Origin of the sequence: Bacillus sp. FSL K6-1560 (assembly GCF_038592935.1) — a bacterium.
GTDB classification, from domain to species: domain Bacteria; phylum Bacillota; class Bacilli; order Bacillales; family Bacillaceae; genus Bacillus; species Bacillus subtilis.
The window spans coordinates 3,776,690-3,801,166 of sequence record NZ_CP151946.1 but is presented as its reverse complement, the minus strand read 5'-3'; the positions used below and the strand labels follow the sequence as shown (position 1 = coordinate 3,801,166).

Annotated in this window: 22 protein-coding genes; 12 read left to right on the top strand and 10 right to left on the bottom strand. The window is 46.5% G+C overall.

Features of this window, described 5'->3' with window-relative positions; translation table 11 throughout:
* Nucleotides 1-35: 35 nt before the first annotated feature.
* The 3 genes from srfAC to NYE22_RS20235 all read left to right on the top strand — a co-directional run bounded on the left by srfAC (nucleotide 36) and on the right by NYE22_RS20235 (nucleotide 5,948).
* Nucleotides 36-3,863 carry a surfactin non-ribosomal peptide synthetase SrfAC gene (gene srfAC, locus NYE22_RS20245; RefSeq protein ID WP_342412091.1) on the top strand — a complete coding sequence of 1,276 codons (3,828 nt, stop codon included), beginning with the start codon at nucleotides 36-38 and terminating at the stop codon, nucleotides 3,861-3,863.
* Nucleotides 3,864-3,891: 28 nt separating this feature from the next.
* On the top strand, nucleotides 3,892-4,620 hold the full coding sequence (srfAD, locus tag NYE22_RS20240) for a surfactin biosynthesis thioesterase SrfAD (protein WP_003234568.1): 729 nt from the start codon (nucleotides 3,892-3,894) through the stop codon (nucleotides 4,618-4,620).
* A gap of 101 nt (nucleotides 4,621-4,721) precedes the next feature.
* The gene (locus NYE22_RS20235; protein ID WP_021481772.1) at nucleotides 4,722-5,948 is read left to right on the top strand and encodes an MFS transporter; all 1,227 of its coding nucleotides are present in this window, start codon (nucleotides 4,722-4,724) and stop codon (nucleotides 5,946-5,948) included.
* A 14-nt stretch (nucleotides 5,949-5,962) separates the two neighbouring features.
* Here the strand turns inward: NYE22_RS20235 and NYE22_RS20230 are convergent, their stop codons facing one another.
* The gene (locus NYE22_RS20230) at nucleotides 5,963-6,520 is read right to left on the bottom strand and encodes a YcxB family protein (protein WP_032726548.1); all 558 of its coding nucleotides are present in this window, start codon (nucleotides 6,518-6,520) and stop codon (nucleotides 5,963-5,965) included.
* A gap of 53 nt (nucleotides 6,521-6,573) precedes the next feature.
* Complete coding sequence (locus NYE22_RS20225; RefSeq protein ID WP_161986461.1) at nucleotides 6,574-7,512, bottom strand: DMT family transporter; 939 nt, start codon at nucleotides 7,510-7,512, stop codon at nucleotides 6,574-6,576.
* A 123-nt stretch (nucleotides 7,513-7,635) separates the two neighbouring features.
* Here NYE22_RS20225 and NYE22_RS20220 point away from each other — a divergent pair, with 123 nt between their 5' ends.
* Nucleotides 7,636-8,970, top strand: a complete 1,335-nt coding sequence (locus NYE22_RS20220; protein ID WP_161986460.1) for a PLP-dependent aminotransferase family protein — start codon at nucleotides 7,636-7,638, stop codon at nucleotides 8,968-8,970.
* On the opposite strand, the gene NYE22_RS20215 is transcribed toward NYE22_RS20220, so the two are convergent.
* The 6 genes from NYE22_RS20215 to bsdA all read right to left on the bottom strand — a co-directional run bounded on the left by NYE22_RS20215 (nucleotide 8,965) and on the right by bsdA (nucleotide 13,954).
* Nucleotides 8,965-9,639, bottom strand: a complete 675-nt coding sequence (locus NYE22_RS20215) for a 4'-phosphopantetheinyl transferase (protein WP_342412090.1) — start codon at nucleotides 9,637-9,639, stop codon at nucleotides 8,965-8,967. The two genes, NYE22_RS20220 and NYE22_RS20215, sit on opposite strands and share 6 nt — an antisense overlap.
* 104 nt (nucleotides 9,640-9,743) lie before the next feature.
* Nucleotides 9,744-10,391, bottom strand: a complete 648-nt coding sequence (locus NYE22_RS20210; protein WP_014475783.1) for a YitT family protein — start codon at nucleotides 10,389-10,391, stop codon at nucleotides 9,744-9,746.
* A 320-nt stretch (nucleotides 10,392-10,711) separates the two neighbouring features.
* Entirely contained in the window at nucleotides 10,712-11,455 is a 744-nt protein-coding gene (gene tcyC / locus NYE22_RS20205; RefSeq protein ID WP_070548544.1) for a cystine ABC transporter ATP-binding protein TcyC, read from the bottom strand.
* 13 nt (nucleotides 11,456-11,468) lie between these two features.
* On the bottom strand, nucleotides 11,469-12,173 hold the full coding sequence (gene tcyB, locus NYE22_RS20200; protein WP_003234541.1) for a cystine ABC transporter permease TcyB: 705 nt from the start codon (nucleotides 12,171-12,173) through the stop codon (nucleotides 11,469-11,471).
* Entirely contained in the window at nucleotides 12,160-12,966 is an 807-nt protein-coding gene (gene tcyA, locus NYE22_RS20195; RefSeq protein ID WP_032677511.1) for a cystine ABC transporter substrate-binding lipoprotein TcyA, read from the bottom strand. Before tcyA ends, tcyB begins: the two co-directional genes overlap by 14 nt.
* Before the next feature lie 115 nt (nucleotides 12,967-13,081).
* Nucleotides 13,082-13,954: a transcriptional regulator BsdA gene (gene bsdA / locus NYE22_RS20190; protein ID WP_003234533.1), complete on the bottom strand. Its 873-nt coding sequence runs from the start codon at nucleotides 13,952-13,954 to the stop codon at nucleotides 13,082-13,084.
* A gap of 89 nt (nucleotides 13,955-14,043) precedes the next feature.
* Here bsdA and NYE22_RS20185 point away from each other — a divergent pair, with 89 nt between their 5' ends.
* From NYE22_RS20185 to NYE22_RS20165, 5 genes are all read left to right on the top strand, one after another.
* Nucleotides 14,044-14,658 (top strand): non-oxidative hydroxyarylic acid decarboxylases subunit B, encoded by a 615-nt coding sequence (locus tag NYE22_RS20185; RefSeq protein WP_014478815.1) that lies wholly within the window; start codon nucleotides 14,044-14,046, stop codon nucleotides 14,656-14,658.
* Nucleotides 14,659-14,660: 2 nt separating this feature from the next.
* Entirely contained in the window at nucleotides 14,661-16,082 is a 1,422-nt protein-coding gene (bsdC, locus tag NYE22_RS20180; protein ID WP_003234529.1) for a phenolic acid decarboxylase BsdC, read from the top strand.
* 16 nt (nucleotides 16,083-16,098) lie between these two features.
* On the top strand, nucleotides 16,099-16,326 hold the full coding sequence (gene bsdD / locus NYE22_RS20175; RefSeq protein ID WP_010886405.1) for a phenolic acid decarboxylase subunit BsdD: 228 nt from the start codon (nucleotides 16,099-16,101) through the stop codon (nucleotides 16,324-16,326).
* A complete protein-coding gene (locus NYE22_RS20170) occupies nucleotides 16,323-16,787 on the top strand; it encodes a pyridoxamine 5'-phosphate oxidase family protein (RefSeq protein ID WP_161986459.1) in 465 nt (154 codons plus the stop codon). The genes bsdD and NYE22_RS20170 overlap by 4 nt, the downstream gene beginning before the upstream one ends.
* A 65-nt stretch (nucleotides 16,788-16,852) precedes the next feature.
* Complete coding sequence (locus NYE22_RS20165; RefSeq protein WP_161986458.1) at nucleotides 16,853-17,698, top strand: alpha/beta hydrolase; 846 nt, start codon at nucleotides 16,853-16,855, stop codon at nucleotides 17,696-17,698.
* A gap of 40 nt (nucleotides 17,699-17,738) precedes the next feature.
* Here the strand turns inward: NYE22_RS20165 and NYE22_RS20160 are convergent, their stop codons facing one another.
* Nucleotides 17,739-19,217 (bottom strand): peptide MFS transporter, encoded by a 1,479-nt coding sequence (locus NYE22_RS20160; protein WP_151870440.1) that lies wholly within the window; start codon nucleotides 19,215-19,217, stop codon nucleotides 17,739-17,741.
* Nucleotides 19,218-19,496: 279 nt separating this feature from the next.
* Between NYE22_RS20160 and NYE22_RS20155 the strand changes: the two genes are divergently transcribed.
* On the top strand, nucleotides 19,497-21,251 hold the full coding sequence (locus tag NYE22_RS20155; RefSeq protein WP_021481762.1) for a right-handed parallel beta-helix repeat-containing protein: 1,755 nt from the start codon (nucleotides 19,497-19,499) through the stop codon (nucleotides 21,249-21,251).
* Nucleotides 21,252-21,265: 14 nt separating this feature from the next.
* On the opposite strand, the gene NYE22_RS20150 is transcribed toward NYE22_RS20155, so the two are convergent.
* The gene (locus NYE22_RS20150; RefSeq protein ID WP_014475793.1) at nucleotides 21,266-21,487 is read right to left on the bottom strand and encodes a hypothetical protein; all 222 of its coding nucleotides are present in this window, start codon (nucleotides 21,485-21,487) and stop codon (nucleotides 21,266-21,268) included.
* Nucleotides 21,488-21,612: 125 nt separating this feature from the next.
* Here NYE22_RS20150 and gerKA point away from each other — a divergent pair, with 125 nt between their 5' ends.
* The gene (gene gerKA, locus NYE22_RS20145) at nucleotides 21,613-23,247 is read left to right on the top strand and encodes a spore germination protein GerKA (protein ID WP_342412089.1); all 1,635 of its coding nucleotides are present in this window, start codon (nucleotides 21,613-21,615) and stop codon (nucleotides 23,245-23,247) included.
* Complete coding sequence (gene gerKC, locus NYE22_RS20140; RefSeq protein WP_101501865.1) at nucleotides 23,237-24,460, top strand: spore germination protein GerKC; 1,224 nt, start codon at nucleotides 23,237-23,239, stop codon at nucleotides 24,458-24,460. The genes gerKA and gerKC overlap by 11 nt, the downstream gene beginning before the upstream one ends.
* The last annotated feature ends 17 nt before the right edge of the window (nucleotides 24,461-24,477 follow it).

The following is a 24,477-nucleotide window of genomic DNA, read 5'->3' as shown; positions in this document are numbered from 1 at the left end:
ACGCAAGGGAATTACAGAAGGCGGGAGCGAAACATATGAGTCAATTTAGCAAGGATCAGGTTCAAGATATGTATTACCTATCGCCGATGCAGGAAGGGATGCTTTTTCATGCCATCCTGAATCCCGGCCAAAGCTTTTACCTTGAACAAATCACGATGAAAGTAAAAGGCAGCTTGAATATCAAATGTCTTGAAGAAAGCATGAATGTGATCATGGACCGGTACGATGTATTTCGTACCGTGTTCATTCACGAAAAAGTAAAAAGACCTGTCCAAGTCGTATTGAAAAAACGGCAGTTCCATATAGAAGAAATCGATCTGACACACTTAACGGGCAGCGAGCAAACAGCCAAAATCAATGAGTACAAAGAACAGGATAAGATCAGGGGTTTTGATTTGACGCGGGATATTCCGATGCGGGCAGCCATTTTCAAGAAAGCTGAAGAAAGCTTTGAATGGGTGTGGAGCTACCACCACATTATTTTGGACGGATGGTGCTTCGGCATCGTCGTACAGGATCTATTTAAGGTATACAATGCTCTGCGCGAACAAAAGCCGTACAGCCTGCCGCCCGTCAAACCGTATAAAGACTACATCAAGTGGCTTGAAAAGCAGGATAAACAAGCATCACTGCGTTACTGGCGCGAGTATTTAGAGGACTTTGAAGGACAAACGACGTTTGCGGAGCAAAGAAAGAAACAAAAGGACGGCTATGAGCCGAAAGAGCTGCTCTTTTCACTGCCGGAGGCGGAAACAAAGGCTTTTACCGAGCTTGCAAAATCGCAGCATACCACTTTGAGTACGGCGCTGCAGGCAGTCTGGAGCGTATTGATCAGCCGCTATCAGCAGTCTGGCGATTTGGCCTTCGGTACAGTTGTTTCAGGGCGTCCCGCGGAAATCAAAGGCGTTGAACATATGGTCGGGCTGTTTATCAACGTTGTCCCGAGACGTGTGAAGCTGTCTGAGGGTATCACATTTAACGGCTTGCTCAAGCAGCTGCAGGAGCAATCGCTGCAGTCTGAGCCGCATCAATATGTGCCGCTTTATGACATCCAAAGCCAGGCCGATCAGCCGAAACTGATTGACCACATCATTGTTTTTGAGAACTATCCGCTTCAGGATGCGAAAAATGAAGAAAGCAGTGAAAACGGCTTTGATATGGTGGATGTTCATGTTTTTGAGAAGTCGAATTATGATCTTAACCTGATGGCTTCCCCGGGAGATGAGATGCTGATTAAGCTTGCTTATAACGAGAATGTGTTTGATGAGGCGTTTATCTTGCGCTTGAAATCTCAGCTTCTCACAGCAATTCAGCAGCTCATCCAGAATCCGGATCAGCCTGTCAGCACGATCAACCTCGTTGACGACAGGGAGAGAGAATTTTTGCTAACCGGCTTAAACCCGCCGGCTCAAGCTCATGAAACAAAGCCTCTGACGGATTGGTTCAAGGAAGCAGTGAACGTCAATCCGGATGCACCTGCGCTTACGTATTCCGGCCAGACCCTGTCTTATCGCGAATTAGATGAGGAAGCGAACCGCCTTGCACGCCGGCTGCAAAAACACGGTGCGGGCAAAGGCTCTGTTGTAGCGCTGTACACGAAGCGCTCACTTGAACTGGTGATCGGCATTCTCGGTGTATTAAAGGCGGGAGCAGCCTATCTGCCGGTTGATCCGAAGCTGCCAGAGGACCGAATCTCGTATATGCTGGCTGACAGTGCGGCAGCCTGTCTTCTGACGCATCAGGAGATGAAAGAACAAGCGGCTGAGCTGCCGTATACAGGCACAACGCTCTTCATTGATGATCAAACACGGTTTGAAGAACAGGCAAGCGATCCTGCAACCGCGATTGATCCTAATGATCCGGCATATATCATGTACACGTCCGGCACAACCGGAAAGCCAAAGGGCAATATCACCACTCATGCCAATATTCAAGGATTGGTCAAGCATGTAGACTACATGGCATTCTCTGAGAAAGATACATTCTTGTCTGTTTCGAATTACGCCTTTGACGCATTTACTTTTGATTTCTATGCTTCTATGCTGAATGCGGCACGGCTCATTATCGCAGATGAACATACGCTGCTTGATACAGAACGGCTCACAGATCTGATCCTGCAAGAGAATGTCAATGTCATGTTTGCGACAACCGCACTATTTAATCTTCTCACAGATGCGGGAGAGGATTGGATGAAGGGACTACGCTGTATATTATTCGGCGGAGAGCGCGCCTCAGTGCCTCATGTCAGAAAAGCGCTGCGGGTCATGGGGCCGGGCAAGCTGATTAACTGCTACGGGCCGACTGAGGGAACAGTGTTTGCGACAGCTCACGTCGTGCATGATCTGCCGGATTCCATCTCCTCATTGCCGATTGGAAAGCCGATCAGCAATGCCAGTGTTTATATTCTGAACGAGCAAAGCCAGCTCCAGCCATTCGGGGCGATCGGTGAACTGTGCATCAGCGGAATGGGCGTGTCAAAAGGATATGTAAATCGTGCTGACCTCACGAAGGAAAAGTTTATCAAGAACCCGTTCAAGCCGGGAGAAACGCTTTACCGCACAGGGGATTTAGCGCGCTGGCTGCCGGATGGAACGATTGAATACGCCGGCCGTATTGACGACCAGGTCAAAATACGCGGACACCGGATTGAGCTTGAAGAAATCGAAAAGCAGCTGCAGGAATACCCAGGTGTGAAAGATGCGGTCGTTGTGGCGGACCGCCATGAGTCTGGCGATGCATCAATCAATGCCTACCTTGTGAACCGAACGCAGCTTTCAGCTGAAGACGTGAAGGCGCACCTGAAAAAACAGCTTCCTGCTTACATGGTGCCGCAAACCTTTACCTTCTTGGATGAGCTTCCTTTAACGACGAACGGGAAAGTCAATAAACGGCTGCTCCCAAAACCTGATCAGGATCAGCTGGCGGAAGAATGGATTGGACCGCGGAACGAGATGGAAGAAACAATCGCACAAATATGGTCTGAGGTTCTCGGCAGAAAGCAAATTGGCATTCATGACGATTTCTTTGCGCTCGGAGGGCATTCCTTGAAGGCAATGACCGCCGCTTCCCGCATCAAGAAAGAGTTCGGGATTGATCTTCCAGTAAAGCTTTTGTTTGAAGCGCCGACGATCGCCGGCATTTCAGCGTATGTAAAGAACGGGGGCCCTGATGGCTTGCAGGATGTAACGATAATGAATCAGGATCAGGAGCAGATCATTTTCGCATTCCCGCCGGTCTTGGGATATGGCCTTATGTACCAAAATCTGTCCAGCCGCTTGCCGTCATACAAGCTATGCGCCTTTGATTTTATTGAGGAGGAAGACCGGCTTGACCGCTATGCGGATTTGATCCAGAAGCTGCAGCCGGAAGGGCCTTTAACATTGTTTGGATATTCAGCGGGATGCAGCCTGGCGTTTGAAGCTGCGAAAAAGCTTGAGGAACAAGGCCGTATTGTTCAGCGGATCATCATGGTCGATTCCTATAAAAAACAAGGTGTCAGTGATCTGGACGGACGCACGGTTGAAAGTGATGTCGAAGCGTTGATGAATGTCAATCGGGACAATGAAGCGCTCAACAGCGAAGCCGTCAAACAAGGCCTCAAGCAAAAAACACATGCCTTTTACTCATACTACGTCAATCTGATCAGCACAGGCCAGGTGAAAGCAGATATTGATCTGTTGACTTCCGGCGCTGATTTTGACATGCCGGAATGGCTTGCATCATGGGAAGAAGCTACAACAGGTGCTTACCGTATGAAAAGAGGCTTCGGAACACACGCAGAAATGCTGCAGGGCGAAACGCTAGATAGGAATGCGGAGATTTTGCTCGAATTTCTTAATACACAAACCGTAACGGTTTCATAAAAGAAGTGATGAAAGGAGGAGACAGCCAATGAGCCAACTCTTCAAATCATTTGATGCGTCGGAAAAAACGCAGCTCATCTGTTTTCCGTTTGCCGGCGGCTACTCGGCGTCGTTTCGCCCTCTCCATGCTTTTTTGCAGGGGGAGTGCGAGATGCTCGCTGCCGAGCCGCCGGGACACGGCACGAATCAAACGTCAGCTATTGAGGATCTTGAAGAGCTGACGGATTTGTACAAGCAAGAACTGAACCTTCGCCCTGATCGGCCGTTTGTGCTGTTCGGACACAGTATGGGCGGAATGATCACCTTCAGGCTGGCGCAAAAGCTTGAGCGTGAAGGCATCTTTCCGCAGGCGGTTATCATTTCTGCAATCCAGCCGCCTCATATTCAGCGGAAGAAAGTGTCCCACCTGCCTGATGATCAGTTTCTCGATCATATTATCCAATTAGGCGGAATGCCCGCAGAGCTTGTTGAAAATAAGGAGGTCATGTCCTTTTTCCTGCCTTCTTTCCGATCAGATTACCGGGCTCTTGAACAATTTGAGCTTTACGATCTGGCCCAGATCCAGTCGCCTGTTCATGTCTTTAACGGGCTTGATGATAAAAAGTGCATACGAGATGCGGAAGGGTGGAAGAAGTGGGCAAAAGACATCACATTCCATCAATTTGACGGCGGGCACATGTTCCTGCTGTCACAAACGGAAGAAGTCGCAGAACGGATTTTTGCGATCTTGAATCAGCATCCGATCATTCAACCGTGATCAAAAGCGGACAGCTTCGGCTGTTCCGCTTTTTTTTGTGTTGAATGCCAATTTTTGCATGGTATAATAGTCGAAATACTCAAACAAAGGCAGGTCGAAACATGCGCACGTCTCCCAGGATGAAATGGTTTGTATTGCTGTTTACGTTTGTTTTCGCCATCGGAATGAACTCATTCAGAAATTCCTTTCAATTTTTTATGCTGCCAATGGCAGATGCCTTCCATGCCGACAGGTCGCTGATTTCGGTTTCTGTCAGCATTTTTATGATCACAACCGGCATCGTACAGTTTTTTGTCGGTTTTTTTATCGACCGTTTCAGTGTCAGAAAAATTATGGCGCTTGGAGCTGTCTGCATCAGCGCAAGCTTTTTGGTGCTTCCTTATTCACCGAATGTTCATGTGTTTTCCGCCATTTACGGTGTGCTTGGCGGAATCGGCTATTCCTGCGCGGTCGGCGTGACGACCCAGTATTTCATCAGTCGTTGGTTTGACACACACAAAGGTCTGGCGCTTGCTATTTTGACCAATGCCAACTCTGCGGGCCTGCTGCTTCTCTCACCCATTTGGGCTGCGGCTCCGTATCATGCCGGCTGGCAGAGCACCTATACCATTTTGGGAATCGTCATGGCGGCTGTTCTGCTGCCGCTCCTCGTCTTTGGGATGAAGCACCCGCCGCATGCGCAAGCGGAGTCTGTGAAAAAATCTTATGATTGGCGGGGGTTTTGGAACGTGATGAAGCAATCCCGCCTCATTCATATCCTGTACTTCGGCGTGTTTACTTGCGGATTTACAATGGGAATTATTGATGCTCACCTCGTCCCGATACTGAAGGATGCGCATGTCTCTCATGTCAACGGAATGATGGCCGCGTTCGGGGCATTTATCATCATTGGCGGATTATTGGCGGGCTGGCTGTCAGATCTCCTCGGCAGCAGAAGCGTCATGCTATCCATCTTATTTTTCATTCGGCTGCTCAGCCTCATTTGCCTGCTCATTCCCATTCTCGGAATTCATCACAGCGACCTTTGGTACTTCGGGTTTATCCTGTTATTCGGGCTCAGTTACACAGGCGTGATCCCGCTGACCGCGGCGTCAATTTCGGAAAGCTATCAAACAGGATTGATCGGATCGCTGTTAGGCATCAATTTCTTTATCCATCAGGTTGCCGGAGCTCTCAGCGTGTATGCGGGCGGTTTGTTTTTTGACATGACTCATGGTTATTTGCTGATTGTCGCTGTGTGCATCGTGTTTGTGGGTTTATCGGCTGTAATAGAACTGGTGCCGTTTTTAGATAAACAGAAGGCAAAAGAAACCCACCATTCAATATAAAAGGATCAGCACTGTCAATGCTGATCCTTTTTAAATTTGAGTTTTTTTGTTCCGGTATTTTTAAGGATAATCTCCTTGAATCTGTTCATTTCCTCTTTGGAATGAAAAAAACGTTTTGGGATCGCAATATATTGGCCACTTGATGTATTGACCCTGAAGATATTTTTATATTCGAAAACAGCTGTGATTTCATCCCAATTGAAAATGAGGTCATATTTTTTAGAACATATACGAATTCCTTCTTGGTTCAGAGTATATGTTCTTTTAGATTTCATCCGTTCGTTTTTCTTGTATGCTCTGGAAAACTTCACATATAGAAGAAGGAGGAGCAGCAGTGTAAACAGAACTGACATCACGATAATCAACATACTGTTCATAAACAAGTTAAGCGCGTCACTGCCATAAACGATACGGGGCCATCCATTAATGAAGTTAACTGCAGCAAATATGGCGCAAAACAACAGAAAGTAAAAGCATGATATTTTTGCGATTTGATAAAAAAAGATTTCTCTTACATCCTTAAAAGCGATTTCTCCTGGAAGATTGATACTTTCACTAGCATATTGAATCATACAGTAAATCTACACCCCTAACCATGTTTTTCCTTTCAGTCTAGCATAATTTCTCATTTTTTTGCAGGCATACCAGGGCGCTTTGTTTTTTTCTCCAGATTGATATTGCTCCCCACCACGCCAATCATAATACAAACAGCCCCGGCAAGATGATACCAGGCCAGGCTTTCTTTGAGAATTACAACTCCTGCAATCATCGTCACAATGGTAGATACATGATTAAAAGCGCTCATTTTAAACGCCTCAATTCGCGACAGCGTATAGTTAGACAGAAACGAAGTGACAAGTGAAGACAGCACGCCCAAATACACAATGGCGAGAACGAAGCCGGGCTCCCGGAACGGCAGAAAATAAGTGCCGACTGTTCCCGCCGCTCCGTGACGCACAAGGGCGATGGCGTTGAAGACGACAAAGCCGATGGCTGACATGATGTAGGTGAGCTCTGTCAGCTTGAACCGCTGCGTCATTTTTCTGGCAGCAGTATTGTACATCGCTGAAGACAAAGCGGACAATAGGATCAGCAAAGACCCTTTTAAGCTGGCTGATTCCACGTCAACGCCTTTCATCACAAAAATAAACATGACGCCGGCAACGGATAAAACCGTGAACCCCTTTTGCGTCCACGTTGGGCGTTCCTTTAAAACATAAGCGGCAAAGACCATCGTGAAAATCGGAATGGCTGCCTGAATAATTCCCGCTTCAGAGGAGGACGAGTACACAAGGCCGAATGCCTGAAAGCTGAAAAATAACGCGGGATACAGCAGGGCGAGCGGCAAAATGGCAATGACGTCCTTTACGCGGATTGATAGCTTTACCCAGCCGAATAAGATCGGTACAGTGGCCGCAGCAAACGCAATGGTGAACCGATGCGCCAAAATATCAAACGGCTCTGCTGTTTGCAGTGCGATTTTTACGAATAGAAAGGATAAACCGATAATGAACGAATATAAAGTAGCCGCTATATAAGCGGGGGCTTGCTGATGTTTAACCATAATGGGAAGGGCTCCTTTACCTGAATTGCAGCGCCGGTCGCTCCCTTTATTGTATGGCCGCGGTCAGAACGGTACAATGAGAAAAACAATGAACTGTACCGGTACAAAACAGGGGGAGAAGGCATGGAGAAATATATGAGTCTAGTAACGAGGATAGAGGAGATGATGCAAAGCACCGCCTATCAAGAAGGAGACAGGCTTCCATCTATCCGTCAGCTGTCCGCCCGCTACCAAGTCAGCAAAAGCACAGTGATCCGCGCGCTGCAGGAGCTGGAAAAACGCCACCTTATCTATTCCGTTCCGAAAAGCGGCTATTATATTGTGAAAAAGACGGGAAAAGCCAAAAGCGGGCAGCAGGGTCCCATTGACTTTGCCACATCTGCGCCGGATCCCGATGTGTTTCCGTATCTTGATTTTCAGCACTGCATCAACAAAGCGATTGATACATACAAAAACGATTTGTTTATTTATGGGACGCCAAAGGGGCTTCCCTCACTCATCCGCGTACTCCGAAAGCTCTTGGCCAATCAACAGGTATTTGCGGATGAAAGGCATATTTTCATTACATCAGGTGTCCAGCAGGCGTTATCCTTGCTTTGTGCCATGCCGTTCCCAAATGGGAAAGAGAAGATCGCCATTGAACAGCCGGGCTACCATTTGATGGTCGAACAGCTTGAGACGCTTGGGATTTCCGCCATCGGGGTGAAACGAACGGAAGAAGGGCTTGATATAGCCGAGGTTGAGCGGTTATTTCAAACAGAATCGATTAAATTTTTTTATACGATGCCCCGCTTCCATAACCCGCTTGGCTGCTCTTTGTCAGAGCGTGATAAACAGGAGCTTGTGAGACTGGCAGAAGCGTATGATGTCTACCTCGTTGAGGATGATTACCTCGGTGATCTGGAGGAAAATAAAAAGGCAGATCCGCTGTACGCATATGATCTGTCCTCACATGTCATCTATTTGAAAAGCTTCTCGAAAATGATGTTCCCCGGCCTTCGCGTGGGGGCGGCTGTTTTGCCCGAAGCGCTGACTGACACGTTCTATGCGTACAAAAAGCTGAACGACATCGACTGTTCGATGATTTCTCAAGCGGCATTGGAGATTTACCTGAAAAGCGGTATGTACGGCAGGCATAAGGAGAAAATCAGAGATTCTTATAAAGAGCGGTCGCTGAGGCTACATCAAGCCATTCGAACTCACAGGCAGCTGGGAAGCGGACGCTTTACGTTCTCCAGCGGGCAGGCACCCTGTATGCACACCCATCTGGTGCTTCCTCAGGATCTGCCCGCCTCAAGAGTGATTCATAGACTGAAAAAACAAGGGGTTCTCCTTGAGGCGATAGACCGTCATTATTTATCAGATTATCCGAAAGAAAATCTATTAAAAATCAATATTTCCAATGTGAAAACGGAAGATATTGAGCGCGGTGTCAAGCTGTTGATGAGCCATTTATAAAAGCTCTTCGTACGAGACCATTGTGATATCCTCAGGGAAATCAGGGTGTGCGGCGCATACAGCCATTTTGTAGCCGGGATCGACCTCATACGTTTTGATATAGCATGGGGAATGGCTGTCCGGAAGCTCAATGGATACTTGTCCGTCCTGGTGCAGGCGCACTGAAAAGGAATCAAGCGGAAGCGATAAGCCTTTGCCTTCCTGTTTGATAAAGCTTTCTTTCATTGACCATAGATGATAAAAATAGTCTGTCTGCTCTTCCTTGTCTTTTGCTAAAAGGTCGCTGTACTCTGTTTTTGAAAAGAAGCGCTTGGCGATCTCAAGGCTGATCGGTTTCGTTTTTTCGATATCTATGCCGATCGGCTGTGAATCAAACGCACCAATGACCCAGCGGCCGGAGTGAGAAATGTTGAAATGAGCGTCGGGAAGATCAGGGATGCACGGCTTCCCGTATTCCTGTGTGCTAAAGCGGATATCGGATTTGTCCAACTGATACTGCCTGCTTATGACTGAGCGAACGAGCACATCTCCCAGCAGGGTGCGGTGAGCATCTTCTTTATGATAAAATCTCCGACATTTCTCCCGTTTTTCAGGTGATATGAAAGACATGAACCGTTCATTTTCTTCCTGTGAAAGCGGGCGGTCCATATAAATTCCGTAAATCTTCATTCTAGATCCTCCGTCTGCAAAAGATTGTCAAAACCATCCTATCATACTTCCACAAGACTCATATAGAGGAGAAAATAAAAAAACAAAGCCAAGGCGGCTTTGTTTTAGTGTACAGGCGGAGATGCTTTCACAGCGGCTGTCCGCCTTGCCACAGCATAATTCAGCAACTGGATTGACTGGGGCAATGAAAAGCGCAAAATAAGTCCGGTGAGGATGGCGGTCAAAATGGTGCCAAAACCGATCGGCCCGCCCATGCCCCATGCCGCAAACAAAATGGTTATTTCCATGCCGTTCCGCACCCATTGCACATTCCAGCCGGTTTTTTCTGTAATCAGCATCATCAGTGAATCACGCGGCCCCGCGCCAAGGCCTGCTGATACATAAACACCGACGCCGTAACCGATCAGCACCACGCCTAGAGAGAAGACGATGATCGAGCCTGTGTAGGTCGAGGGGGCAGGCAGAATGAAATTGAAAAAATCTATAAATACACCAATGAGCACCATATTCAGGAGGGCACCAATTTTCGGCCAAGCTCTCGTAAACAATGACGTGAATCCGACGATGAGCGCTCCAATAATGATGGACCACTGGCCGACGGTAAGCCCGAAGTGCTGAAACAGGCTGTAATGAAATGCATCCCACGGACTAATGCCGAGTGCTTTTCCTTCTATCGTCAGGGATACACCAAAAGCCAAAATGATCAAACCGGCAAAATAAAATGTCCAGCGCAGAACAAGTTCTTGCTTCACGTGAGGTCCCTTCTTTCGTAAAAATCAGTCGATTGTCATTGTAGCACATCTGACAGAAGGGCGGAATAGGCGAAAGGGGCTCAACAAAAAAACAGGGCCGCCGCAGGCGCCCTGTTTCAGCGTGTTGGCAAACCCTTGCATTCGTTGTCAGGCCTGTGCTTCGGTGCTCACGAATTTAACATTCGCTGTGCTCCAATGCTCGCCCTTCCTAGACTTCAAAGGTTTTCAATCACGCTGAAAATCACAAAATCCTAAAACGAAAATCGTTTTAGGATTTTGTCAATAATCTGAAACAGGGCGCTGACGCCCTGTTTTTCTTATTACAGCGGGTTCAAAATCCGGTTCAAGAACCGCTGTGTCCGTTCTTCTTTTGGTGCGGAGAAAATTTGCTCCGGCGGTCCCTGCTCCACGATAACGCCGCCGTCGATGAAGATGACTTCATCCGCAACTTCCTGCGCGAACTTGATTTCGTGGGTCACGACGACCATGGTCCAGCCTTCATTGGCCAAGTCCTTGATAACCTTCAGTACCTCTCCGACAAGCTCGGGATCAAGCGCTGAGGTCGGTTCGTCAAACAGCATGAGCTCAGGCTGAATCGCCAGTGCGCGGGCGATGCCGACGCGCTGCTGCTGTCCGCCGGAAAGCTGGAACGGATATAAATCCATTTTGTCCTTCAATCCGACTTTATCAAGAAGCTGAATCGCTTCTTTTCTGACTTCCTCTTTGTTCCGTTTTTGCACCTGAACAGGGCCCTCCATCACGTTTTCGAGGGCTGTGCGGTGCGGGAACAGGTGATACGCCTGAAACACCATTCCGGATTTTCGGCGAAGCTTTAGGATATCCGCCTGTTTCACCTTTTTGGAGAAATCGATGGAGAAATCATCAAATACAAGCTCTCCGCGATTCGGGATCTCCAGAGCGTTCAGGCAGCGGAGCAGCGTCGTTTTCCCTGAACCTGAAGGCCCAAGTATGGCGATGACTTTTCCTTTTTCAATCTTCATATCTATCTTTTTTAAAATTTCATTTTCACCGAATGATTTGTTTAATCCTTTAACGGTAAGCATACTCGGAACCTCCTTATTTGGCCACGTAGCGGTCAAGACGCCGTTCGATGACATGCTGGACGAGTGAGAGCAGGAAGCAGATAATCCAATAAATAAAGGCTGCTTCAATATAGATCACTAAAATTTGATCAAGATTCCGCGCGCCGATTTCCTGGGCTTTTCTGAACAGCTCAGCGACCAGAATTTGAGAGGCGAGGGATGTATCTTTAATCAGGCTGATAAAGGTATTGGATAATGGCGGGATCGACACACGAAACGCCTGCGGCAAAATGACGCGGAACAGCGTTTTTTGATGTGTCATGCCAATTGTGTAGCCGGCTTCCCATTGCCCTTTCGGCACGGATAAAATAGATGCCCGAATGATTTCAGATGCATAGGCGCCGACGTTTAAAGAAAAGGCGATAACTGCGCTTGGAAATGGATCTAATGTGACGTTAAAGGCCGGGAACAGATAGAAAATGATGAACAATTGAACGAGAAGAGGAGTGCCGCGTATTGCGGATACGTATACGCTGAACACCCATCTCAAAGGTCTCACTTTCGACATTCTGGCAAGCGCCGTAATCAGCGCCAGGATCATTCCAAATATAAAGGAAAGAATCGTAAGGGGAATCGTATAGTAGATTCCCCCTGAAAGTATCGGCCAGAATGACTGCTGCACCAGATCCCACGGGATCGCCGTGCCAAGCGTCAATGCCGGCAGATTATTTAGAAACATCTTCGCCGAACCATTTTTTAGAAATTTTAGAAAGAGTCCCGTCCTCTTTCATTTCTTTTAATGCTTTGTTGACTTGATCAACAACCTCGCCGCTTCCTTTGCGGAAAGTGAAATATGTTGACTGAGGCTCACCTGTTTCAAACGCGATTTTCACGTTTTTATTGCCAGATGTTTTTAAGTAGTTCAATACGGCAAGCTTATCGTTGTATGTCATATCGACGCGGCCTTGCTGGATCATTTGAAGGGCCTGCGCCATGCCTTCAACGCCTTCTACTTTAGCGCCGGCATTTGTAGCTAATTTGTTGTAGTTGCTTGTCAGTGATTGAGCTGACGTTTTTCCTTTTACGTCTTTTTCAGACTTAATATCGTTGTTGTCTTTTTTCGTTACGACAACAGCTCTTGATGTTGTGTATTTATCTGAGAAATCATATTTGTCTTCACGATCTGTTTTTCCGACTTGGTTGGCAACAACGTCAAACCGTTTGGAATTCAGGCCGGCAAACATACTGTCCCACTGTGTTTCCTTAAAGTCGACTTTAAGCCCGAGGCGTTTTGCGACTTCTGTGATAACTTCGACATCATAGCCAGTCAGTTTATCAGTGTCTTTGTCGTGGTAAGTGAACGGCTCATATGTTCCTTCCGTTCCGACTGTGAGCACACCTTTTTTCTTAATTGAAGCCCAAAGATCGCCATCTTTGGCATTATCTTTTGACTGATTGTCATTTCCTGCTCCGCAAGCTGCAAGAGCTGCAATACTTACGACCATGAATAAAGCCAATAATGCTTTTTTCATCTTATTCCCCACTTTTCTGGTTGATTTTATTGAAATAAAAAAATAGCTTACAAATCTAAAGGATAACTTTTTTTTAGTATGAGTCAAGTAATTGGTTTTCATAAGGCAAAATCTTTTAAAATAAATCCAAAAATTGCTGTGCCGGTTTAGGCAAATAACTGTCCGTTCTCCACATGACAGCCGGTGTCATAATGAAGGGATTATTTTCGATATGAACGGTGTGAACGTGATTTCTCATATGAACGGGAATCATTGTGACGGGCAAAATAGACGCGCCGAATCCGGATGACACGAGGCTGAGCAAAGTTGCAGAGTCGTGGCATTCACAAACAATGCGCGGCTCCAGGTTCAAACGATGAAATTCATTCATGACCTGATTATAGACGCCTTTTCCGTTGACAGGCCGCAGCAGGATCAGCGGAAATGAAGGAATGTCCTCCATCTTAATGGTGTCTCCGCACGGATATCCGGCTTCATCTGAAAGCACGAGCACACATGGAATGTCATCAAGCTGTTTGAATTGTACTGTGTCACTTTTGATCAGTGTTGTCGTGACCGCCGCATCGATTTGCCGGCTTTCCAGCAGTTCCAACAGTGTCGCGGGTTCATTTTCCCAAATATTAAAGGTGAGATGGGGGTATCTCTCTTTGATCTGTGTTACTTTTTCAAGCATCAGAGCCGCGCAATAAATCGTTGATCCCACGGCAAGTGTGCCGGCTACTTCCTCCTTCAGCTCCTGTACCTCAATGACTGCATCTTCAAACCTATGCAGAATCTCTTTTGCTCTTTTTAGAAAAACAGCTCCTTCATATGTAAGAGTCATTTGTTTTTTCTTGTTCCGGTCAAACAGGACAACACCAAGTTCGTCCTCCAGCTGTTTGAGCTGCCTGCTTAAAGGCGGCTGCGCCATGTGAAGCTTTTTGGCTGCGGACGTGATTTTCTGTTCTTGGGCAATGGTAATGAAGTATCGAAGCTGGCGAATATCCAAAAGAAAGCGCCTCCTTATCATACCTTTTAGGTATTAAATATAGATTTAATAGATATTTTTCATATGGATATATCAGGAGTATGATTGAAATGAAAGCAGAATTCAAGCGTAAAGGAGGGGGCAAAGTGAAACTCGTTGTCGGAATGACAGGGGCAACAGGGGCCATTTTCGGGGTCAGGCTGCTGCAGTGGCTGAAGGCCGCCGGAGTGGAAACCCATCTCGTTGTGTCTCCTTGGGCAAACGTCACGATCAAACACGAAACAGGCTATACCTTACAAGAAGTAGAACAACTGGCCACATACACTTACTCACATAAGGATCAGGCGGCAGCCATTTCAAGCGGGTCGTTTGATACCGATGGAATGATCGTTGCGCCGTGCAGCATGAAATCTCTCGCAAGCATTCGCACCGGAATGGCGGATAATCTGCTGACACGTGCGGCGGATGTCATGCTCAAGGAGAGAAAAAAACTCGTCCTCTTAACGAGAGAGACGCCTTTGAACCAAATACATCTCGAAAATATGCTAGCGCTTACGAAAATGGGCACCATCATTCTTCCTCCGATGCCGGCATTTTATAATCAGCCGAGCAGCTTAGAGGAAATGGTTGACCATATTGTATTCAGAACGTTGGACCAATTCGGCATTCGGCTTCCTGAAGCGAAGCGCTGGAATGGGATTGAAAAACAAAAAGGAGGAGCTTGATCATGGCTTATCAAGATTTCAGAGAATTTCTCGCTGCCCTTGAAAAAGAAGGACAGCTGCTTACAGTGAATGAAGAGGTAAAGCCGGAACCGGATTTAGGGGCCGCCGCACGGGCAGCCAGCAATCTTGGCGATAAAAGCCCCGCGCTCTTATTTAACAACATTTACGGCTATCATAACGCACGAATTGCGATGAATGTCATCGGCTCTTGGCCAAACCATGCAATGATGCTGGGCATGCCGAAAGACACACCGGTAAAAGAACAGTTTTTTGAATTCGCAAAGCGTTATGACCAATTTCCGATGCCTGTCAAACGTGAGGAAACAGCGCCATTTCATGAAAATGAAATCACAGAAGATATCAATTTGTTCGATATACTGCCTCTTTTCAGAATAAACCAAGGAGACGGAGGCTACTATCTAGACAAAGCGTGTGTTATTTCCCGTGATCTAGAGGACCCTGACAACTTCGGCAAACAAAATGTCGGCATTTACAGAATGCAGGTCAAAGGAAAAGACCGCCTTGGCATTCAGCCTGTCCCGCAGCACGATATTGCAATCCATCTGCGCCAAGCTGAAGAACGCGGCATCAATCTTCCGGTCACTATTGCGCTCGGCTGTGAGCCGGTCATTACAACGGCGGCATCGACTCCGCTTCTCTATGATCAATCAGAATACGAAATGGCAGGCGCTATTCAAGGCGAACCATATCGCATCGTCAAATCAAAGCTGTCTGATCTTGATGTTCCGTGGGGTGCTGAAGTGGTGCTTGAAGGTGAGATTATTGCCGGAGAGCGCGAATATGAAGGGCCGTTTGGTGAATTCACAGGCCATTATTCCGGCGGACGCAGCATGCCGATTATCAAAATTAAACGCGTCTATCACAGAAACAATCCGATCTTTGAACATTTATACTTAGGCATGCCTTGGACAGAATGCGATTACATGATCGGCATTAACACATGCGTGCCGCTTTATCAGCAGTTAAAAGAAGCGTATCCGAACGAAATTGTGGCAGTGAACGCCATGTACACACACGGTTTAATCGCGATTGTTTCCACAAAAACCCGCTATGGCGGATTTGCGAAAGCGGTCGGCATGCGCGCACTCACAACGCCGCACGGACTCGGCTACTGCAAAATGGTCATTGTCGTTGATGAGGATGTCGATCCATTCAACCTTCCGCAGGTCATGTGGGCGCTTTCGACCAAAATGCATCCGAAACACGATGCGGTCATCATTCCGGACTTATCTGTCCTGCCGCTTGATCCGGGATCCAATCCATCAGGAATCACTCACAAAATGATTCTCGACGCCACTACACCGGTTGCGCCGGAAACAAGAGGCCATTATTCACAGCCGCTTGATTCTCCGCTAACAACGAAAGAATGGGAACAAAAACTAATGGACTTAATGAATAAATAAGGAAAGGATGTTCGAAATGCATACATGTCCTCGATGCGACTCAAAAAAGGGAGAAGTCATGAGCAAATCGCCTGTAGAAGGCGCATGGGAAGTTTATCAGTGCCAAACATGCTTTTTTACATGGAGATCCTGTGAACCGGAAAGCATTACAAATCCCGAAAAATACAATCCAGCGTTTAAAATTGATCCAAAGGAAACAGAAACAGCAATTGAAGTTCCGGCGGTGCCGGAACGAAAGGCTTGATCCGCGTGAACTGTATGTCAGACCGTCTCTTTGAGCTGCTTGACGGGAGCTGCCTGAATGAGAAGCAGCATGAGGCCTTCGTTCTGCAAACAGTATCAGAGGATGGCTGGCCGCATGCCGCTATGATCAGTGCAGGTGAAATCATCGCGCTGAGCCGAACTGATATCCGAATCGCTCTGTGGAAAAACACAATGACTTCGGCCAACATCCTTCGCACAGGAAAAGCACAGTTCACGGCGTGGTGGAAGGGAGCGGCCTATTATGTAAAGCTTGAATGCGCGCCTTTACCGCCTTTGAAAGATGCCGAATATGAAAGAGACCGTTTTTCCTGCCGCATCGTTTCAGTGAAGGAGGACGTTGCGAAATACGCTGATTTGACTTCAGGTGTCCGTATACAGCTTCACAGCGCTGAAGAGGTGCTGAGAAGATGGGAAAAGACCCTGGAAGATTTAAAGCGGTAATATCGATAGCCTAACGCCATGCGTCAGGCTTTTTTTATATAATGAAAACAAAGGGGGCGTGAGAAATGGAACGTGCGGGGATCTGTCACTCGGACGGCTTTGATTTAGCTTATCGAATTGAGGGCGAGGGCGCACCCATCCTTGTGATCGGGAGTGCGGTTTACTATCCGCGCCTTTTTTCCTCAGATATCAAACAGAAATATCAATGGGTCTTTGTCGACCATAGGGGATTTGCTAAGCCTAAGCGGGAGCTTCGTGCGGAGGATTCGGGGCTTGATGCCGTCTTGGCTGATATCGAAAGGATGAGAGCATTTCTTCAGCTTGAGGATGTTACTATCCTGGGACATTCCGGGCACGCTTTTATGGCTTTAGAGTATGCCAGGACATATTCCAAACAAGTTCGGAAGGTGGCGCTCTTCAATACTGCGCCTGATAACAGTGAAGAAAGACAGCGAAAAAGCGAATCATTCTTCATGGAAACAGCCAGTCTTGAGAGAAAGAAACGCTTTGAAAAAGACATCGTGAATTTGCCGCAGGACATCGACAAAGATCCTGAAAGGCGCTTCGTGCACATGTGTATTCGCGCTGAAGCGAAAAGCTTTTATCAAGAGCGGCCGCATGCAGCTGCCTTATGGGATGGCGTATTCACGAATATGCCGATCATTGATGAATTATGGGGCAATACATTTGCCCAGATTGATCTTATTCAGCGGTTAGCTGATGTTCGTATGCCGGTGTATATCGGATTAGGGAGATATGATTATATGGTTGCGCCTGTTGCGCTATGGGATGCTGTTGACGGTTTATATCCCCATGTGGATAAGGTTATTTTTGAAAGGAGCGGCCATCAGCCGATGCTGGAAGAACCGGAAGCCTTTGATCAAAGCTTCAGCAAATGGCTGGATCAATAAAAAAACAGCCCGCAGATTAAAATCCGCGGGCTGTTTCTGATTATAAGACCCCTTTCATCGCGCGTTTGATCATCGGCGAGAGCAGCAGGAGAATGCCGCCAAGAACGATAGAAATCAAACCGATGGTGCCGAAGTACATTGTTTCAGGAATTTTATCAAACAATCCGGCTACTTGGGCATTGATCGCTTGGGCTGCTGCGTTCGTCAGAAACCACATACTCATTGTCTGTGCAGAGAAGGCAGCTGGTGCCAGTTTCGTTGTCACGGATAAACCGACTGGAGACAGGCACAGTTCTCCAAGCACGACAAGCAGGAAGCTGAGAACGAGCCAAAGCGGGCTTACGAGTGCTTCTTTTCCTTGCATAGCAGGGAATACCATAATGATAAATGACAATCCGGCTAAAATAATTCCGATTGAGAATTTAACTGGTGTAGACGGCTGGCGTTTGCCAAGCTTCATCCAGAGCCATGCGAATATTGGCGCAAAAATGACGACAAACAATGGATTTAATGATTGGAACCAAGATGACTGAAGTTCGAATCCGCCCAATGAAAGTTTTATGCGTTCATCAGCGTATACCGCAAGAATGGTCGCTCCCTGTTCCTGAATGGCCCAGAACATGACAGCACCGATAAACAAAGGAACGTAAGCGGCAAGACGGGATTTTTCTGTTTTGTCCGCTTTTTTGCTTGTAAACATGATGATGAAATAAATGACAGGAATCAAAATACCGAGAATACTTACAAGGTCGATAAAACGCTTGATCGTCAGCACGCCTGTTTGTACAGAGATCATCACTGCGATCGCCACGATGATAACACCGATTCCGGTGCCAATCGCAGATTTTTTAGACAGCGGATTCGGCACATTGGAACCTGCAAGCCCGAGGTTTTTCTTTCTTGTCAAAGCAAAAACGATAAGTCCGAGAAGCATTCCGACCGCGGCAGCTCCGAAGCCGAGATGATAGTTGTACTTCTGTCCGAGTGTTCCGACAATTAACGGAGCAAGTAAACCACCGAGGTTAATCCCCATGTAGAAAATACTGAAACCTGAGTCGCGGCGCGGGTCTTCTTTCGTGTAAAGATCCCCAACCACGCTTGAAACGTTTGGTTTTAATAAGCCTGTTCCGACAATAATAAGCACCATGCTGATATAGAATGCGATCGCGCTGCCCGGATAGGCGAGTGCAATGTGGCCGAACATAATGAATATGCCGCCGTAAAACACGGTGTTTGCGGTACCGAATACCCGGTCAGCGAGCCATCCGCCAATAATGGTGGACATGTATACGAGTGATCCGTAAATCGACATAATGGCAACCGCAGTGCCCTTGTCAAAGCCGAGCCCTCCGTTTACCGTCTCTGTATACAAATAGTAAAGTAAGATTGCTCTCATTCCATAGTAAGAGAAACGCTCCCAAAATTCGGTGAAAAATAGTGTAAATAGTCCTCGCGGGTGACCAAAGAACCCTTTTTGCGGGACGCTTTTAATGATACTTTCGTTATCAATCGAAGCCATGTCAGCCAAACCCTTTCTAAAAAAAGTGTATTATAAAAATCATATTCTTATATAATACTTGTGTCAATATAATTTATACTCATTTCAAATAGTTCCATATTGGAAAAATTATAAATACCTAAAAATAGTGATTTTCTCCTAATTTTTATACTCTTTATCGTGAGATTTTCTTACACAACTATTCCTTTATATTTTTTTAATAAAATTTTAGAGAAATGTACAAGCAGATCGGGCCTTTGTGAGTAACATGATAGTAATCATAGAGAAGGAGGCTCGCAATTGGCTGAATTCATATTAAATGCAGCGGATTTCGGTGTTCCTGGAGATGGTAAAACGGATTCGACAGAACGGATTAATCAGTGCCTTAGTACAGCTGTTTCGAAAGGCTATCATACTGTCTGGTTTCCAAAGGGAACATATTTAATAGACGCAACGCTTGGCGGAGATCTTAATCAGAGGTTTCGAAACGCGGGGATCATTGTTCCCGGCAACCTTGAGATTATGATGGACCCCGAATGTATCATGAAAGTGATACCAAATAGTTCGTGGGGTTATTCCGCATTTTATGTAGGCAAGCAAGAGAATATAACCATTTCCGGGGGACAAATTATCGGCGAACGGGATGAGCATACGTATGCCTCGGCAGGGATAAGGTCAACCCATGAATGGGGCTTTGGCATATGTATTGAAGGATGCTCGAATGTTGTCATTGATGATGTGAAAATTTCCGATTTTACCGGCGATGGGATCATAGTCAGCCCAAGGGGATTAAAGACCAATCAAGATTATCGAACGTCAGAGCAAATTATCATCCGCCGCTGTGAGGTTCGGCGGTCGAGGAGAAATAACATTTCCATTACCGGATGTGACATGGTCACGGTGGAGGAATGCTTGATTGAAGATGCCGGAACGGGGAATGGAACAGCGCCGAAATTCGGAATTGACATTGAAGGATATGGCGAAGGTGATGTTGATTATGAGGAACCGATTAATGTATCAATTCGCAATAACCACTTTGTTGGAAACGTTTCAAGTTCTGTGACCAATTTTAACGGGTATGGCATTTTAATAGAAGGAAATCACTCAGACAATACAATCAGCTACGGATATGGGACGCAAACAGTGATCAAGGGAAATATACTGAGGCGCCCTGAAGACGCGGCGGCTGCGCCAAGAGTCGGGATAACCGGACTCGGTGTATCACAAGGAAAAGAGACCAGTGATGCAGTGATCGCTGGCAACCTCATTACCGGATTTTCAACAGGAATTGATGTCAGGGGAAAGAGCGTTCTTGTGACGAACAACAAAATCAGCAACTTTGAAAACACAGGGATATTGGTTTATCAGTCCTCCGACGTAAAGGTAGACGGAAACCAAATTCAAAACGGACTGTCTGAAACAAGGCGCAGCATCGGTCTTCGTGCAGTGCTTTCAGATGACACCGCTTTTCTGAATAACTGTCTCATTCAAGTCGTTGACGGTGTGAGCGTTTCGGGCGGAAACATGATCATTAAAGATAATCTCCTGAGAAAATTCAGCCGAGGCATTTGGATTGCTCAAGGGAACGCGGTGATTGAAGGGAATACACTGAATCCTGGCGCGTTTGAAGCAGTGCCGGAATCATATTCTGTTTCCGTTACAAACAATGCCGGCGCTATCATCAAAAACAATACATTTAAAGAGTTTAAAAATTACCCCATTTACTGCTCCACAAGTGCAAAAACCTCAATTATCGGCAACCACTTAGAGAGATCTCCGCTTTTGGTCACCATCTATATCAGCGCCGGTGTGCATGAGATTTTTGATAATACCATTTCAGTCAACAGAACAGCCGGGAATCCGATTGTGATTTATCTCAATGGCTCTGCAGGCTCTATCATCTCAGGAAACACCATCAATAACCTCTCCGCGGGCACTGCGACAGCTATTCAAACAAACACGTCAACCAATTCCAAAATCATCGGCAACCGCATTTTTAAAGGGACTATCAACAAACACAGCAGTGATGCAATAGACGGCAATATTATCGTCTGAAAAAAGCGCCCCCTCTAGGGGTTCTTTTTTTTCGATTTATAGATCACGTACATTTCTCTCACAAGTACTAACACAAAAAATAAAAGCACGACCCATTCCGCAAATGTTGTCATCTTAAAGCTGGACATATTGTTATAAATGGCTTTTGTTAAACTGAACCCTTGAAGCATGTCCATCAATACAGAAATAGCTAATAAACAAATTAATATGACTCCTGTCACGCCCAATATCTTCATGCTTCATCATCCTCCGCTTTTAGTGTCTATCGTTGGCGGAGAAGTTATACCGCATCTAAACCTAATGCATAATCTCAATTTTAAAAGGAAGAATATGAGAAAACGACAAGGAAAGGTATTTGTGTATGCCTTTATTTTCTAAGCGAAAGAACAATACAAGTTCGAAAGACAAGCGCAATACAGAAGAAAAGAATCAGGAACAGAAGCAAGAAAAAGAAAGGCCGGTTCTCATTTCTCCAAGTTTGGCAAAGAATATAGCGGAAACGAAAAAGGAAGTCGGAAGCAGCTCTGACGTCATCATTCGCGAGATTAAAATCGGGGAGCAGGATCATGTCCACCTAGCTGTTATCTATATTGCTGGGCTGGTCGATAATAACACGATCCATGAGTCGTTAATTGACCCATTGGTACAGGATGAGTCTATCCAGAATACTCATGCGATCCAGCAAATTCTTGAAAAAACGCTCCCGCTCGGCGGGGTGAAAGCGGAAAAGAGCTGGGACAAGCTTTTTTCCGAGTTAATGCTTGGCAATGCGCTCATTTTTGCTGATGGCTATGATGAAGCTTTGATTTGCAGCACTCAAGGGGGAGAGCAGCGCTCCATCCAAGAGCCGAGCACCCAGGTGTCATTCCGCGGCCCGCGCCAAGGGTTTACAGAGTCTCTGCAAACCAATATTTCCATGATCCGGCGATACATTAAAAATCCGAATTTATGGGTTGAAAAAATGAAAAAAGGTTCTGTTACGAATACGGATATCGCTCTCATGTACATTCAAGGAATATGTGATGAAAAGGTGCTGAAGGAAGTGAAGCAGCGCCTGGAAAAAATAGATATTGACAGTATTTTGGAATCTGGATATATTGAGCAGCTGATTGAAGATGAAACCTTTACGACGTTTCCGACTATGTATCATACAGAACGCCCTGATGTTGTAGCGGGTAATCTGTTAGAAGGAAGATTCGCGATTATTGTGGACGGAACACCGTTTGTGCTTATTGCCCCGGCCTTATTTGTCCAGTTTTTTCAGTCTGTTGAGGATTATTATTCGCGTTTTGACATTGCGACAAGCATAAGAATTCTTCGTGTTTTAGTCTTTTTCATTTCGCTTGTGGCTCCGGCTGTATACGTGGCAGCCACGACGTTTCATCAAGAAATGATACCGACTCAGCTGTTAGTGGTCATTGCAGCCCAGCGGGAAATTGTCCCGTTTCCGGCTGTTGTGGAGGCGCTGACGATGGAGGTTGCTTTTGAAATTCTGAGGGAAGCGGGAGTCAGGCTGCCCCGGGTTGTCGGCTCGGCAGTGTCAATCGTAGGCGCGCTCGTAATCGGCCAGGCTGCCGTACAGGCTGGTATCGTCTCTCCGGCAATGGTGATTATCGTGGCACTCACCGCGATTGCAAGCTTCGCAACACCGGCGTTTGCAATGGCGATTTCAGCCCGGCTTATTCGGTTTATTTTTATTATTGCCTCAGCTGTTATGGGTTTTTACGGGCTGATTTTAGGGATCATTATGATGTTTGTCCACTTATGCAGTCTTCGTTCATTCGGCGTTCCATATATGTCGCCGCTTGCACCCTTTTCTTCACAAGGTGTAAAGGACGCGCTTTTCCGGATTCCGTGGTGGGCTGATGAAAAAAGGCCGGAATCGATCAGTAAGGAAGATAAGGTGCGGCAGGGGAAGGATCAACGCCCAGAGCCGGCCGCTTCACGAGGAATGGTGAACAAAGACTTGGAAGAAGGGGATCAGGATGGTACGTAAATGTCTATTAGCCGTTCTCATGCTTTTGAGCGTCATTGTGCTGCCCGGCTGCTGGGATAAGCGTGAACTGACAGATCTTGCGATTATCTCGGCGATTGGCATCGATCGGACAAACGAAGGCAACTACGTGCTGCATCTTCAAATTATCAATCCCGGAAATGTCGCCGGCGGGCTTCAGGGAGGCGGTGCTGGGGACAGGCCGCCTGTATCTGTCTATTCAATTGAAGGCGACAATTTGACGGAAGCACTCAGAAAAGCCTCCATGAAGGTATCGCGACGGCTTTATTTTGCCCATACCAACCTAGTCGTAATCAGCGAAAAGCTGGCGAAAGAGGAAGGGCTGGATTTTGTATTAGACAATCTTGACCGGGACACGGAATTCAGGACAACGGCGACCTTCGTCGTTGCCCATAAAACAAAAGCAGAAAACATCGTGAAAATCCTGACGCCTATTGATAAAATTCCGTCAAACAAAGTCAATAAAACCCTCGATTTCACGGAAGCGCAATACGGTCGGGTGGTCAAAACCAATATTCAGGACGTTTTGAAAACACTTGCCAGCGACACAAGGGCACCGATTATTCCGGGTTATTTGATGATTGGCGATGATAAAAAAGGAGTCAGCATGGAAAACACGCAGGCAACTGACCCGAAAGCCATTCTTCAGGCAGACGGCTTGGCGGTTTTTGATAAGGCCGGGTATTTAAAGTATTGGATTGAAGATGATGAAAGCGTGGGGGCAGTCTGGCTTATGAATAAGGTCCAGCATACGTTTATTAATGCTGATTGGGGCAAGACGAAAGATGCGGTCAGCTTGCAGGTTACCCATCAAGATACAAAGCTGGTACCTGATATGCGGAACGGACGTCCGCACATCCATGTGAAAGTGACGGTTGAAGGAATTATAGATGCTGTCAAATACCCTTTCCAATTGTCTAATCCGAAGGTGCTGGCCGCTATTGAAAAATCGCTCAACAAAGAGCTTGAAAAGGAAATCAGCCATACTGTGAAAATGATCAAGAAGAATAAGATAGATTTTGTCGGTTTTGGTGACACGATATATAGAAAGTATCCGGAGCAGTGGGAGAAAATGAAGGACACATGGGACAAAGAATATTTGCCCGAACTGCCCATCGATGTGAAGGCCGAGACGTATATCAGAAGGACGGGATTGCGGAACAATCCGATCAAACACCAGTTTAAAGATGATTAGGTCTGAAGAAAGGAGAA